General features: G+C 54.2%; 10 protein-coding genes, 6 tRNA genes and 1 other annotated feature. Of the genes, 15 read left to right on the top strand and 1 reads right to left on the bottom strand.

Annotated features, from left to right (window positions below; all coding sequences use genetic code 11):
- The first annotated feature begins 69 nt into the window (after positions 1-69).
- Positions 70-153: a sequence feature (23S ribosomal RNA rRNA prediction is too short), on the top strand.
- Positions 154-256: 103 nt separating this feature from the next.
- From COHPA_RS0111745 to COHPA_RS0111680, 14 genes are all read left to right on the top strand, one after another.
- Positions 257-333 (top strand) — tRNA-Met (locus COHPA_RS0111745).
- A 24-nt stretch (positions 334-357) separates the two neighbouring features.
- Positions 358-433, top strand: a tRNA-Val gene (locus tag COHPA_RS0111740).
- A 6-nt stretch (positions 434-439) separates the two neighbouring features.
- A tRNA-Asp gene (locus COHPA_RS0111735) sits at positions 440-516 on the top strand.
- Between the two features lie 14 nt (positions 517-530).
- Positions 531-606, top strand: a tRNA-Phe gene (locus COHPA_RS0111730).
- A gap of 53 nt (positions 607-659) precedes the next feature.
- Positions 660-744: transfer RNA gene (locus COHPA_RS0111725), tRNA-Tyr, on the top strand.
- A gap of 16 nt (positions 745-760) precedes the next feature.
- Positions 761-836: transfer RNA gene (locus COHPA_RS0111720), tRNA-Lys, on the top strand.
- A 106-nt stretch (positions 837-942) separates the two neighbouring features.
- A complete protein-coding gene (locus COHPA_RS0111715; RefSeq protein ID WP_027086360.1) occupies positions 943-1,890 on the top strand; it encodes an MraY family glycosyltransferase in 948 nt (315 codons plus the stop codon).
- A gap of 86 nt (positions 1,891-1,976) precedes the next feature.
- Positions 1,977-3,068 carry a PucR family transcriptional regulator gene (locus COHPA_RS0111710; RefSeq protein ID WP_027086359.1) on the top strand — a complete coding sequence of 364 codons (1,092 nt, stop codon included), beginning with the start codon at positions 1,977-1,979 and terminating at the stop codon, positions 3,066-3,068.
- Between the two features lie 89 nt (positions 3,069-3,157).
- On the top strand, positions 3,158-4,282 hold the full coding sequence (locus tag COHPA_RS0111705; protein ID WP_027086358.1) for an ABC transporter ATP-binding protein: 1,125 nt from the start codon (positions 3,158-3,160) through the stop codon (positions 4,280-4,282).
- Between the two features lie 140 nt (positions 4,283-4,422).
- Complete coding sequence (hprK, locus tag COHPA_RS0111700) at positions 4,423-5,355, top strand: HPr(Ser) kinase/phosphatase (RefSeq protein WP_027086357.1); 933 nt, start codon at positions 4,423-4,425, stop codon at positions 5,353-5,355.
- A gap of 13 nt (positions 5,356-5,368) precedes the next feature.
- Positions 5,369-6,424, top strand: a complete 1,056-nt coding sequence (lgt, locus tag COHPA_RS0111695) for a prolipoprotein diacylglyceryl transferase (protein WP_425393681.1) — start codon at positions 5,369-5,371, stop codon at positions 6,422-6,424.
- A complete protein-coding gene (gene ppaX / locus COHPA_RS0111690) occupies positions 6,387-7,055 on the top strand; it encodes a pyrophosphatase PpaX (protein ID WP_027086355.1) in 669 nt (222 codons plus the stop codon). The genes lgt and ppaX overlap by 38 nt, the downstream gene beginning before the upstream one ends.
- A complete protein-coding gene (locus COHPA_RS0111685) occupies positions 7,052-7,549 on the top strand; it encodes an acyltransferase (protein ID WP_027086354.1) in 498 nt (165 codons plus the stop codon). Before ppaX ends, COHPA_RS0111685 begins: the two co-directional genes overlap by 4 nt.
- Before the next feature lie 115 nt (positions 7,550-7,664).
- Positions 7,665-9,548: a sulfatase-like hydrolase/transferase gene (locus COHPA_RS0111680; protein WP_027086353.1), complete on the top strand. Its 1,884-nt coding sequence runs from the start codon at positions 7,665-7,667 to the stop codon at positions 9,546-9,548.
- 9 nt (positions 9,549-9,557) lie between these two features.
- Here COHPA_RS0111680 and COHPA_RS0111675 read toward each other — a convergent pair whose 3' ends face one another.
- The gene (locus COHPA_RS0111675; RefSeq protein ID WP_027086352.1) at positions 9,558-11,468 is read right to left on the bottom strand and encodes an FAD-dependent oxidoreductase; all 1,911 of its coding nucleotides are present in this window, start codon (positions 11,466-11,468) and stop codon (positions 9,558-9,560) included.
- Between the two features lie 173 nt (positions 11,469-11,641).
- Between COHPA_RS0111675 and COHPA_RS0111670 the strand changes: the two genes are divergently transcribed.
- On the top strand, positions 11,642-13,555 hold the full coding sequence (locus COHPA_RS0111670) for an FAD-dependent oxidoreductase (protein ID WP_027086351.1): 1,914 nt from the start codon (positions 11,642-11,644) through the stop codon (positions 13,553-13,555).
- Positions 13,556-13,758 lie beyond the last annotated feature (203 nt).

Here is a 13,758-nt window from a genome sequence, read left to right as displayed (position 1 = left end):
GTGCGGAAGGGATAAGCGCTGAAAGCATCTAAGCGCGAAGCCTGCCTCAAGATGAGATTTCCCAATTCGTAAGACCCCTTGAAGAACACGAGGTTGATAGGCTCGGGGTGGAAGCGCGGCAACGTGTGGAGCTGACGAGTACTAATCGGTCGAGGGCTTATCCTAATGACAATGGATGGCCAAGATGTTTCAAACTTTCACCAAACGCTTTGTTTCGCATCCAGTTTTCAAGGCGCAAGCCTTGAGATAATCGTGTGGCGGTGTAGCTCAGCTGGCTAGAGCATTCGGTTCATACCCGGAGGGTCGGGGGTTCGAGTCCCTTCGCCGCTACCATTCTTACTCAACTCAATATCCCACGGAGGCTTAGCTCAGCTGGGAGAGCATCTGCCTTACAAGCAGAGGGTCGGGGGTTCGATCCCCTCAGCCTCCACCATATCGCGGAGCCGTGGTGTAGTGGCCTAACATGCCTGCCTGTCACGCAGGAGACCGCGGGTTCGAATCCCGTCGGCTCCGCCATTCATTATTCGTAAGGCTCGATAGCTCAGCTGGTAGAGCAGAGGACTGAAAATCCTCGTGTCGGCGGTTCGATTCCGTCTCGAGCCACCATTCGTTTAATCCGATTTATCATTAATGGGTATAATGGTATCGGTACTTATCGTGGAGGCTTAGCGAAGTGGCCAAACGCGGCAGACTGTAAATCTGTTCCCTCCGGGTTCGGTGGTTCAAATCCATCAGCCTCCACCATTTCTTTACCCGATCCGAGCCATTAGCTCAGTTGGTAGAGCACCTGACTTTTAATCAGGGTGTCGTAGGTTCGAGTCCTACATGGCTCACCACTCGAACAAATCAAACAGACGCGCAGACGTCTGTTTTTTTGTATGCCGTAACCAAATAAAGGAGACCTTAAGATCATCCCGTCGTGATCGGAGGCCTCCTCTAGCTATGATGTATCTATACGCGCTCCTCTTCGCCTTTACCGTCGTTATCGTGCTCGTGCCGATCGTGCGGCAATTCGCCGTTCGCTACGGCTTCGTAGACCGTCCTTCCAAACGCAAAATCCACGACGAACCGGTCCCTCTGTCAGGGGGAATAGCCATTTTCCTAGGCGTTATCGGAACTTCCCTCCTCTTTTTAGACCACTCATCCATGTTTCGTACCCTAATGATCGGCGGTACTGTCCTCGTTCTCGCCGGATTGATCGACGATTATTACAAGTCTCGAAGCCGGGAGTTTCCCGTATGGCCGAGATTGGTCGCCTACATCATGGTGGCCCTTGTTCCCGTATTTCAGGGAATCGTCATACAGGGCGTGTCCGCTCCATCGTCCGCGGCGATGATTCTATTCACGCCGGCGATCGGCAGCATTGCCACGGTCGTATGGGTGTTTGCTCTCATTAATATGTTGAACTTCATCGACGGCGTCGACGGACTCGCTTCAGGGGTATGCGTCATCTCGTCGTTGACTCTGTTCGCCGCGTCGCTGATCGGGAATCAACCGAGCACGGCGATCGTTGCCGTTGCGCTCGCGGGTTCATGCCTCGCGTTCCTGACGTACAACTTTCATCCCGCGCGTATTTTCATGGGCGACGCCGGAGCGACGTTCCTAGGGTATACGCTGGCCGTGACCGCAGTCGATGGAACGCTCAAGGGGGCGACGATCCTATCGCTGTCCGTTCCTTTATTAGCGCTCGGGGTGCCGATTCTCGATACGGCGATCGTGTTCATTCGCAGATTAACCAAAGGCCAGGGCTTACATAGAGCGGATAATATGCATACTCATCACAGTTTAATGAAATGGGGACTCACGCAGGTTCAGACGGTTTCATTCCTCTATTTAATCGCAGCCGTATTGTCCTTGTTATCGATCGTCGTTCTGCTTGCCTTGCGTTAATAAGTGTCCAGGATCGCCATCCATTGCGCCAAATATGGTACAATGACCGCAGAGATCGCATCCTTACTGAGCAAGGGGCACGAGCAATGAACAAGACCAGACTGCAGCAATTGGAACAACTGCTGGAAGCGCCGGTCGTGCCGAAGACGGTGACGGCAGCGGAATGGGAGCGCGAAGGCGGCAAGCGGAATCCCGAAGTCGGGGATACGCTGCATGCCAAGCAAGGCGTACGTATCATTACCCGCGTGAACGGGACAGAATTGCAAGTGTTAGAGACGGCTGCCAGCCTGACCCCGTTAGAGGAGAGGCTGCTCGGATACGTGTTGCAGCACAATAACGCTAAGCCGGTTTCCTCATCCTCCGATCTGGAGCGCCAAGCGAGGCGTCTCGGCGAATGGATCCAGCAATCCGTGACGGCGGGCGAATGGCGGGCGGAAGTGCCGGATCGCATGGAGCTTCGCAACCGGCTCTTCGATGGAATGGTTCCGTTCCTTCTCCTATGCGAGCAATTGGACGACAAAGAGCCGAATTATAACGAGCTGGAAAAGACGATTCGAACTTATATATCCGATGAGACGCTGCTTGTTCCGCTTCGCGAGCATGAGTGGCTGATTCTGAGCACGGACCGGGTGTTGACGGAAGCGGAAGCCGACGGCGACGAGGCGCTTGGACACGAAGAAACGAAGGAAGTGCTCGCTTCCCTCGCCGAAGGCTTGCATCAGCTAGTGACCGGGGAGTGGGGCGGCGAATGCCATATCGCGGTGGGAGAGCCGATCGTTCCTTCGGAGAACGTCGTCCGCATCGTGGGCACGTTGCGGGAAACGATTTTTCTAGGCCGCAAATTTCACGTAGGCATGCAAGTCCATTTGCCTTGGCTCGTCCATCTGGAGCGGCTGCTGAGCGGAATTCCCGAGCAGGTCAGGTCCAGGTTCGTGGAAGAGATGATGGGAAGGCCGGATCTCTTCACCGATTCGGAGACGATCTCGACGCTCGACGCGTTCTTCTCGATGGACTGCAATGTGAGCGAGACGGCCAAAAAACTGTTCATCCACCGCAACACTTTATTGTACCGTCTAGATAAAATCAAACACGAAGCAGGGCTTGATGTCAGGTCGTTTAACGACGCGGTGCTCGTACGCATTCTATTGCTATTGTACAAAGTCACGAAAAGGAAATGAATTTTTTGTAGCCTTTGTGCATAGTCAGTTGGCTTGGGTCTGAGGTAATATAAACGTGTACCTTCAAACGAAGTTTAGGGGGAAATATAATGGCAGGCGTACGTTTAGAGCATGTGTTCAAAAAATATGCAGGCAGCGACAAAGCATCCGTTACAGACTTCAACTTGGATATCCAAGACAAAGAATTCCTTGTACTCGTAGGTCCTTCCGGCTGCGGTAAATCCACGACATTGCGGATGATCGCCGGTCTCGAAGAAATCTCCGAAGGCAAACTATACATCGGCGACCGCGTCGTTAACGACGTAGCCCCGAAAGATCGCGACATCGCGATGGTATTCCAATCCTACGCTCTTTACCCGCACATGAACGTGTATCAGAACATGGCTTTCGGTTTGAAACTGCGTAAATTCCGCAAGGACGAAATCGACCGCCGCGTTCGCGAAGCAGCACGCACGCTCGAAATCGAGCACTTGCTCGACCGCAAACCTAAAGCATTGTCCGGCGGTCAACGCCAGCGCGTTGCTCTCGGCCGCGCAATCGTTCGCGAACCTCAAGTATTCTTGATGGACGAACCGCTTTCCAACTTGGATGCTAAGCTGCGTACGCAAATGCGCGCTAACATCTCCAAATTGATGAAACGTCTCGAGACGACTTGCATCTACGTAACCCATGACCAGACGGAAGCCATGACGATGGGCGACCGTATCGTCGTTATGAAAGACGGTTACATTCAACAAGCGGCTACGCCGGACGTTCTGTACAACCATCCAACGAACCTGTTCGTTGCCGGCTTCATCGGCGCGCCTGCGATGAACTTCATCACCGGTCAACTCGTAGAAGAAGGCGGATCCGTACGTTTCCGCGCTACGGGCTTCAACCTTGAAATCCCTGAAGGCAAAGCGAAATCGCTTCGCGCTAAAGGCTACATCGGCAAAGAGATCATTCTTGGCATCCGTCCGGAAGATCTTCACGATGAGCCGGTGTTCATCGAAGGTTCCCCTAACAGCATCGTGAACGCATCGATCGAAGTTAGCGAGAACCTTGGTCACGAGGCGCTCTTGTACCTGACTGGCCTGGGCAAAGACAACATTATCGCTCGCGTTGACGGCCGCTCCGCGCTTCGCGAAGGTCAGAACGTTAAGCTTGCTGTCGATATGAACAAAATTCACGTGTTCGATAAAGATACGGAAGATAACGTACTCGAACACGAATAAGAATGTGCCAATAAACCGGAAACCGTTCGGCAGTCTAGCCGGGCGGTTTTCTTTTTTGCGTTACGCTTGAAACTCTCGTTGCGTTGTCGGTTTATTTTCGATACGATGGGAAGAGGAATTTTGGAAAAAGGAGCTGTACGATGGCTAAAAAAGTGAGAGTATCCGAACTCGTGCAGCAATTTCACCTCGAAATCGTTGCGGGTGAAGACGGTCTGCGCAGGAAGATCGTTACGGACGACTTGAACCGTCCCGGCTTGGAGATGGCCGGTTATTTCAACTATTACCCTGGCGAACGGGCTCAAATTCTCGGTAGAACCGAGCTTGCTTTCTTAGAGACGCTGACAACGGAGGAACGTCGCGACCGCATGGAGCGGCTCTGTCACGAGGAGACGCCGTGCATTATTATTACGCGCGGCTTGGATGCGCCGAACGAGCTCATCGAGATCGCGAACGAACGACATTGCCCGGTGCTGCGCAGCAGCGTGGCGACGACGATCCTGCTCAGCCGGATTACGAACTTCTTGGAGAAGAAGCTGGCTCCGTCGGCTACGATCCATGGAGTTCTCGTCGACGTGTACGGCGTCGGCATGCTGATTACCGGAGGAAGCGGAATCGGGAAAAGCGAGACGGCGCTGGAGCTCGTCAAACGAGGACACCGGTTAATCGCCGACGATGCGGTGGAGATCCGGCAGACTTCGGACAATCAACTGTTCGGAACCGCCCCCGATTTGATTCGGCACCTGCTCGAAATTCGCGGGCTCGGCATTCTGAACGTCATGACGCTGTTCGGCGCGGGCGCCGTTCGCAACCAGACGAACATCAGCTTGGTCGTGAAGCTGGAGAACTGGCAGCAGGACAAGCAATACGACCGTCTTGGGCTGGACGAGGAGAAGACCAAAATCATCGAGACCGACGTACCGCTTCTCACCGTGCCCGTAAGGCCAGGCCGAAATTTGGCCGTCATCCTGGAAGTGGCCGCCATGAATTATAGATTGAAGCGCATGGGTTATAACGCCGCGCTGCAATTCACGAACAAGTTGACCGAGGCGATTGCCGAGGACGAATTCGAATAACGGGCTACGGAGGATGATTATGTTTCGTTTATTGCTGGATCCGATCGCGTTCGAGCTCGGACCGATTTCGGTGCATTGGTATGGGATTATACTTGGACTCGCGGCGTTGTCCGCGTTGTTAATCGCCATACAGGAAGGCAAGCGATTCGGGATTATCCCCGATTTCTTCTTGGACTTGATGCTGTACGGCGTTCCTTCGTCCTTGATCGTCGCGCGCCTGTATTATGTTCTGTTCAAGTGGGACTATTACTCGGAGCACCCCGGGGAAATCGTCCAAATTTGGAACGGCGGCATCGCTATATACGGCGCGCTTATCGGTGCGTTAATATGCGGGTTTTTCTACATCAGGGCCAAAGGTTATTCCTTCTGGCGGATCGTGGACGTCTGCGCTCCGTCGCTTTTGATCGGCCAAGCGATCGGTCGCTGGGGCAACTACGTGAACCAAGAAGCCTATGGCGGGGAAGTCGAGGAATCGTTCCTTCGCGACACGCTGCATATCCCTTCTTTCATCGTGGATCAGATGAACGTGCAAGGCGTCTATCATCACCCTACGTTCCTTTATGAATCGTTGTGGAGCTTCGTCGGGTTGGCGATATTGTTCATCATTCGCCGTCGGCGTTTCCTGCGCGCGGGAGAGCTGTTCTTCAGCTACTTCATCTGGTATTCTATCGGGCGATTCTTTATCGAGCCGCTGCGGACGGACAGCTTGGCGTTCCAAGGGCCGGATTGGCTCGCGTCGTTGATGAACGGCTTATGGTCGCCGATGAAGGCGCTGTTCGACCAAGGTTATCTGAATCCCGCAGAGGGCAACGTGCGGGTCTCGCAGCTTCTCGCGTTGTTAATCGTCATCGTCGGCATCGTCTTGATCGCGTTACGTCGCAAGATGGGCTGGGCGAAGGAGCGCTACGTCGATCCGATCGTGAGCACGAAGACCGCGGGCGCCTCGCAGGCACAACCCGCGCAACAAGCAGAGCCAAAGGCGGAATCCTCGGATTCCGAGCCGCAAGCGGAAGAAACGGAGACATCGGAGAATGACGGCAAGCCGGAAAATCGAAGCGGTCCTGTTTGACCTAGACGGGACGATCATCGATACGAACGAACTAATCATCGAATCTTTCCTTCACGCCTTGAGAGGAATCGTGCCGGAGAGCTTCGGAAGAACGCATATTATCCCGAGCATGGGCCAGCCTTTAACGATGCAATTACAGCAATTTTCCGGCAGGCAGGACGTGGAGGATCTAACTCGCCTTTATCGGGAGTACAACCACCTTCGGCATGACGAGATGGTGTCGTTATTCCCGGGTGTCGAGGAAACGATGCGAACGTTGCATGAAGCAGGATTGAAGATAGGAATCGTAACGACCAAAATGCGTGCCGGCTCCATCCGCGCGCTCGAGCTGCTCGGAGTCTATAAGGTTGTGGATACGCTCGTGGCTCTTGACGACGTGGAGCATGCGAAGCCGCATCCGGAGCCGGTAGCGAAAGCGATCGCCGCGCTCGAAGTCGAGCCTTCGGCTACGTTCATGGTCGGGGATAGCTCGGTCGACATCCGGTCCGCGATCGCCGCGGGAGCAGTGCCGGTCGGCGTCGCCTGGTCGCTTAAGGGCGCGGACTTGCTGTACGAATCCGGAGCTGTGCATATGCTGCACGAAATGAACGAGCTTCTTACCTTATGCGGGATTGCGGGTGGCGGCGATTGAGAAGGGTGGAGCGGTATCCGGTTGAAGGGCCGAACGCGCTCTGGCAAGTCTATCGAACGGTATCCCGCTTGAAGGCGGTCCGTAACTTTATCTTCATCCAGATCGCGCGTTATTGTCCGAGCTTGCCGGTGAAAAATTGGATCTATCGGCGAATCCTCGGCATGAAGGTCGGGCGGCATACTTCGTTCGCGCTTATGGTGATGGTTGACGTGTTCTTCCCGGAGCGGATATCCGTCGGGGACAATAGCATCATCGGCTACAACTCCACGCTGCTTACGCATGAATACTTAATTAAGGAATATCGTCTTGGCGATATCAAGATCGGCTCGGAAGTGATGATCGGAGCGAACGTCACGATTCTTCCGGGAGTAACGATCGGGGACGGGGCGGTCGTTGCCGCGGGCTCCGTCGTCCACAAAGACGTGGCGCCTGGCGCTTTCGTCGGCGGGAACCCGATCAGAGTCATCGAACGTACGAAAGACGCCAACGAATAGACTGTTTACCGAAGAGAGCCGCCGACAAGCGGCTCTTAAATATTGACATTGTGATCGTACTCCTTAAACATTACAATGGTAGGGGTCAACAAGGATTGATAGGAGTGGGAGTAAATTGAAGTCGATTTGGGTTAACTCTATTCGTACGCCGTTCGTGCTGACTTTCCTATTGCTCATGCTCAAAATGATGCTGTTCCGGCATTTTATTTTCGATAACGTTCAATTAACCGGCCTTTTGGCGGACGCTGCCGCATTGTTAACGCTGCTGTGCGTATTCGAGCTCGCGGTGCCGGCTAGATGGAAACCGCTCGGACACGGGATCGTCAACGCGATCGTCTCGGTGTCGTTATTCGCGGCAACCGTCTACTTCAGCTATTACGGGACGGTTCCGATCTATACGGCGCTGTATGGGCTCGACCAGGTCGGGCAAATACAAGATAGCGTAGAAGCTTCTATTCAAGCGTCGTATTATTTGTTGTTGGTCGACGTCGTCGCGCTTGCGATCGTCGGGCTGTGGAGCCTCGTCAAGGGAACGAGATTGTTCGCGAAGCACCCTATCGCGAGGCCGGAGAACGTTCTTATCTCTCTCGTTGCGTTCGCCGTAATCTCAGGGGGATTCATCCGTTATAATCACGATATTCCGAACGAGCTCGTGCAGGCGGAGAGCCTCGGCTTCCTGAATTACGAAATTACGGCAGGCTATAAAGCAAGCCGTAACGGATCCGTCTCCGTAGAGGCTTTCGCCGAAATTGCCGCGCTGCACGAAGATTTGGAGAAGTCGTTTGCGACCAGCCACGGAGGTGCAACGAAGGGGAACGGAGACACTCCGGCACTCTTCGGTACGGCGAAAGGGAAGAACGTCATCCTCATTCAAATGGAGGCATTCCAGAACTTCGCGATTCATCTGTCCGTCGACGGACAAGCGGTTACGCCGAATCTGAACGCCTTAATCGACGATAGCTTGTACTTCCCTCGATTCTTCCAGACGATCGGTCAAGGCAATACGTCCGACGCGGAGTTTATGTCGAACGCATCGATCTATCCGACAGGCGTCATCGCGATGTCTACCGGGTACGGAGACCGGGAAATTCCGAGTATGCCGAGAATGCTGGCGCAAGACGATTATGTCTCGAATACGTTCCATATTAACGACGTATCGTTCTGGGACCGGAATCAGTTGTATCCCGCGCTCGGGTTCACGCGATATTATGACAGGCCTTCGTTCAACAACGATAAGTTCAACGCCTTCGGAGCTTCCGATATGGAGTTGTACCGCGTCGGTCTGGAGAAGCTTAAAGCCTTCCATGATGCCAACACGCCGTTCTATGCGCAGTTCGTAACCGCCTCGAGTCATCATCCGTTCAAGGTGCCGAAGGACTTGCAAAGAATGAAGATGCCTGAAGCCTTAGAAGGAACGCAGCTTGGCAACTACTTGATCTCGTTGAATTATACCGATTACGCCCTCGGGGAATTCATTCATAATCTGAAAGCGAACGGCATGTGGGACGATACGGTGCTTGTCGCTTACGGGGACCACTTCGGCCTTCAGCCTAAGGACAACGATCCGGCATGGGTGAGCGAGCAACTCGGCATCACTTACGACGAGCACGTAAGCCGATTCAATATTCCGCTCATTATTCGCGTTCCGGGAGTGAAAGGCGAAATGAAAGAGCAAGTCGGCGGTCAGGTCGACATCGTGCCGACGCTTGCCAACTTGCTCGGGGTTAACATCAAGAAACGCGGATACTTAGCGTTCGGCCACGACTTGCTGAACGTGGAGCATAACGTTGTCGGGATGAGATATTATCTTCCTACAGGTTCATTCTTCAATAACGATATTCTGTTCGTGCCGGGCAAAGGGTTCGACGACGGCACGGCTATCGACCTGAAGACGTTGCAACAGGTGACGGACTTCAGCAAGTATCGCAACGATTACGAATATATGCTGTCCTTGCTGAAGCTGTCCGACCAGTACGCCCAGTCGTTACCCGAGCGGTAGCTCTTCCGCTTACTTGAACGTAATCCCGAAGTTGCCGAGCACGTCGTTAATGATCGTGAACAATTCGCCTCTTGTCAGCTGTTTGGCATCGTCGATGTTCTTAAGCGTATGCGCGCCGATCCATGAGCCGTTCGATAATGACGCAAGCGCGGTGTCGGAAGCGGTCTCGAAGCCCATAGCCATGGCTAGGATATAAGCCGTCTGTTCCAGCGAAAGCGGGCCAGGCGGTTGTTCTTTGTCCAGGGGCAACAAATCGTCGATATTCGTACCGAAATACGACGGGTATATTTTCTGCAGTCTGTGCACGCTATTGAGGAGCAAGACGGAACTGGCAGGGCCGTCCAGCTTCCAAGCATCGTTCTTGTAGCCTCCGGCGGTTAAGGAAAGACTAGTGGCGGCAAGCAATCCGGCATAGTCGGGATGGCTTGCGTATTCCGGCTTCGCGAAAGGTCTCATTCTCAAATCCATGCCTTGCTTCGTCAGGCGGGAGCGCAACTCGGTAATGGCGCTCCAAGAACGGGAAAGCTGCCTGAAGTTCATGTTGCGTTCTTGGGCCAGCTTAACCGCGGCGCCCGCTGCTTGGCCCGTCGCCATGCCTAAGGGAATAACTCGCGCGCTGCCATGCGGCAGCGAATCGAAGCTGGCCGACCTGCCGACGACAAGCAATCCATCGATGTTCTTAGGCACCAGCGTCCGGAAAGGCACGCCGTATTGTTCGGGCAGCATCATCACCGCTCCGCCGGCGGTGGCGCTCAAGGATTGAATATCGACTTCGTAGGAACCATAAGCGATGGCGTCCCAGAAGTTCCGGTTCTCCATCAGGTCTGTCATGCGAAGCCGATACTCGCCGATCAGGTGCCTGGACTCGCGCACGTAAAGCTCGGGCGCGACTCCGACGTACTTCAGGCTTGCGAACGGCTTGAAGTTCTGCTTCAAATAATCGACGATAAGCGGAGCTTCCTTGGCGCCGATCTGCATTCCTTCCCGCACGGAAGCGGGATCGAGCGGATCAATGCCGTAAATTTGCATCGAATTGATCAATATCGTGTTATCGTCCTGGCGACCGATGTTCAGCCCGCGCATTTTGACGCGGGTCGGGTTGGAGGACGGGTATTCTCTAGCTTCCGAGTATCCCCATATGCTTCGGGCGTCGGAGCCTACCCCCGGATATTTCTTCAGCTCGTTCCAGACCTTGTCCGTGACTCCGCCAAGCTTAATGACGAGCGTTACGGCCATGCGGGCTTCGGGCTCGCCGATATCCTCCCGTCCCATCGTGAAGGGAGCACCCGCCAGCGCGGCGATATCCGCGTCCTGCGTGGCGTCGATAACCGCGCCGCTTCGTACGTCGTACGAAGAATTATCGGCATTCACGATACGCATGCCGGCGACTTTAAGATCGTACATGATCGGTTCGAGCGATTTGACGTTCATGAGCACGTCGATGTTCTTCTCGTTCTGTACGAGTTTCTGGAAGGCGCTCGCCGCGCGGTTAACGTCGAACGAAGTCCCCTCGATCAGACGATACCACTCGTCGAAGATGCCCTGGTTCAAGTAAGGCGAAGGGTATTTGGAATTAATCAAGGGCGCCTTGTTGTTATCGAGCGAATTGAGCCAGCCTAGCGTCATTAGCCCGCCGAGAATGGTACGCTTCTGCCGAGGCTCGACCAGCAGTACCTTCAGACCGTTGCGCGCAGCGGATACGGCGGCGGTAACGCCTTCGGGGTCGGTGCCCGCCACGATCACGTCGTAATCGCTTTGAGGCTTGGATACGGACGGAATCGGAGCAAGCGGTTGCAGCGAAACCTTATACGATGCGGCATATAGATGAGGCGTTCCGATCGTATTCATAAGCAGCGTTAATAACATGAGGGCGCAAATAAACGGAGCGAGGCGGCGGCGTAGTCGTTGTCGGCAAAACATGCGGTGTCGTCCCCCTATGAATCTAAGTCAATAGCACACAAATGGTATCTAAAATCTAGTAAGATGTAAATAGATTGAAAGGCTCAATGCTCGAAATATGAGCCGTTGTATGTTATTCTGTTATGAAAATCCGACATATTAGTGGGAGAAATAGAGAGAAAGCGAGAAGGGTTATGAAATCAAAAAAGCGTTCCAACGCCATCCAAGTCCTGAAATACGCAAGAACGCTGCTGGTTCTCGCCATTGTCATTTTCGTGCTCATGCCGCAACCGTTCGCCGCTTCCTATGACGTTAAGATTAAGCCCGTCCCATTGGTCCAGGCAGGATCGCCGTCCGCGACGTACGACGTTATCGTGGTCGGCACGGATCCGGAGGGAATTACGGCGGCGGTATCGGCTGCTCGCAACGGGTTGAAAACGCTGCTTGTCGAGCCGCGTAAGCGGAATAGGCTTGGCGGTCTGATGACGCTTGGCGGCCTTAACTCATTGGACATGAACAAGTCTCCGGTCGTGAAGGGCAAGTACCCGGAGAAAACGTTGAATAAGGGCATCTATCAAGAATGGTACGAGATGATCGAGGGCACCTCGTTCGATGTGAACCGGGCGGCGAACGCGTTCCAGAAGCTCGTGCAGGACGAGAAAAATATCGATCTGCTGATGAACGCGAAGGTTACGCCTGTATTAGAAGGTTCGAAAGTCGTCGGAATGAACATCTTGAGAGACAACGGGAAGCCGCTTACGGTTCGCGCCGGAGCTGTAATTGACGCGACTCAAGATGCGGATGTCGCCGCTGCGGCCGGCGTGCCCTTCACGCTTCTTCGCGAAGATCTTGGCGAGCCTTCCGACAACCGCATTGCGGTAACCCTCGTCTTCAAAATCGCCGGAGTTACGGACGACGTATGGCAGGCCATGCGGAACTATCCCGGAGTCGGCTCCGATTCAAGGAGTATCTGGGGGTATAGCAACGCGAGGGAGTATCCGTCATCGAATCCGGATCGCGTGCGGATCCGCAGCCTGAATATCGGCCGACAAGACGATAATACGATCTTGCTGAACACGATGCAGATTTACGGCATCGATCCGCTGGATCCGGCGTCGCTGGAAGAGGGCATCAAGATCGGCACGAAGGAAGCGCCGTTGATCGTTGATTATTTGAAGAAGAAATACAAGCCTTTCCGTAACGTGACCTACGCAGGGGTCGCATCGGAGCTGTACGTGCGGGAATCGAGGCATATCGTCGGGGAATACCGGCTGACGATCGCCGATCTGATGGAGAACCGGGATTTCCCGGACGCGATCGCCTACGGTTCTTACGAGGTCGACATTCAAGGCTCCAGCACCAGCAATCCGGGTTCGGTCACGGTCGGATCGATCTTAATGATTCCGGAGCAGTACGGCGTTCCATTCCGTACGCTCGTACCTAAACGCATCGACGGGTTGCTCGTCGTGGGACGGTCCGCAAGCTTCGATACGCTGCCTCACGGAAGCGCGCGCGTCATTCCGCTCGGAATGGCGACGGGCGAAGCCGCGGGCGCCGCGGCGAAGCTGGCGAAGGACAAGAACAAGTCGCTGCGCGAGCTGTCGCGTTCGAGCGCGGATATGAAGGAACTGCGCGATCGTCTGACTAAACAAGGCATGGACTTAAGAATGAGACCGTTCGCCAAACCCGAGTATATGAAGCATAAGAATTACGAAGGTTTGCTAGCGGCGGTCAGCATCTTCGCGACGGTCGGCGGCTACGATAACAAGGCCTGGGCGCTTGATGAGCCGTCGAATCCGAAACGGTTCGCCAACGTGTACCGCAAGCTGCAGAAGAAGTATCCGTCCATGCAGTCGAAGCAAGACATCGCGACCTTGTTGAATGCGGACTCGGCTAACCTGAGATGGGAAGACGCCGCGTACGCCATTGCCCGCGCTTCGGATCGGGACGTATCGATGGATCAAGCATCGGATTGGCTGATCGGGCAAGGTTGGATTCGGAAGCAGACGGTCAAAGACTTCGCCGATCCGAATAAGCTGACGAACGGCGAGGCGTTCATGATCATTCGGGATCTTGCGGAGAATGTAGCCGGCGCCAAAATTCATTAAGGAAACGACCGCTTGTCGCCGCGAGGCGACCAAGCGGTTTTTGTCTTGATTGGGAGAGCGCCTGCTTAGGGCGTAATGGGTTGACGCGCAAGATGAGGCATGATAAGATTACGACTAACTTCTTCATTTTGGCAGTATGGTAACTTGTTATCGCTTTAATGTAATAAAGTAAAATGCAAGGCGTAGAAACGAGGGTGCGCAGG

It is taken from the genome of Cohnella panacarvi Gsoil 349, assembly GCF_000515335.1.
Lineage (GTDB): Bacteria > Bacillota > Bacilli > Paenibacillales > Paenibacillaceae > Cohnella > Cohnella panacarvi.
Note: the sequence above shows the minus strand (reverse complement) of the source record. Positions and strands in the feature narration are given on the sequence as shown.

Bases quoted from the DNA above. Each gene is read 5' to 3' on its own strand.
- hprK (WP_027086357.1), top strand. From the start codon at position 4,423: ATGGCTAAAAAAGTGAGAGTATCCGAACTCGTGCAGCAATTTCACCTC.
- COHPA_RS0111675 (WP_027086352.1), bottom strand. From the start codon at position 11,468: ATGTTTTGCCGACAACGACTACGCCGCCGCCTCGCTCCGTTTATTTGC.
- lgt (WP_425393681.1), top strand. From the start codon at position 5,369: ATGATTATGTTTCGTTTATTGCTGGATCCGATCGCGTTCGAGCTCGGA.
- COHPA_RS0111715 (WP_027086360.1), top strand. From the start codon at position 943: ATGATGTATCTATACGCGCTCCTCTTCGCCTTTACCGTCGTTATCGTG.
- ppaX (WP_027086355.1), top strand. From the start codon at position 6,387: ATGACGGCAAGCCGGAAAATCGAAGCGGTCCTGTTTGACCTAGACGGG.
- COHPA_RS0111710 (WP_027086359.1), top strand. From the start codon at position 1,977: ATGAACAAGACCAGACTGCAGCAATTGGAACAACTGCTGGAAGCGCCG.
- COHPA_RS0111705 (WP_027086358.1), top strand. From the start codon at position 3,158: ATGGCAGGCGTACGTTTAGAGCATGTGTTCAAAAAATATGCAGGCAGC.
- COHPA_RS0111670 (WP_027086351.1), top strand. From the start codon at position 11,642: ATGAAATCAAAAAAGCGTTCCAACGCCATCCAAGTCCTGAAATACGCA.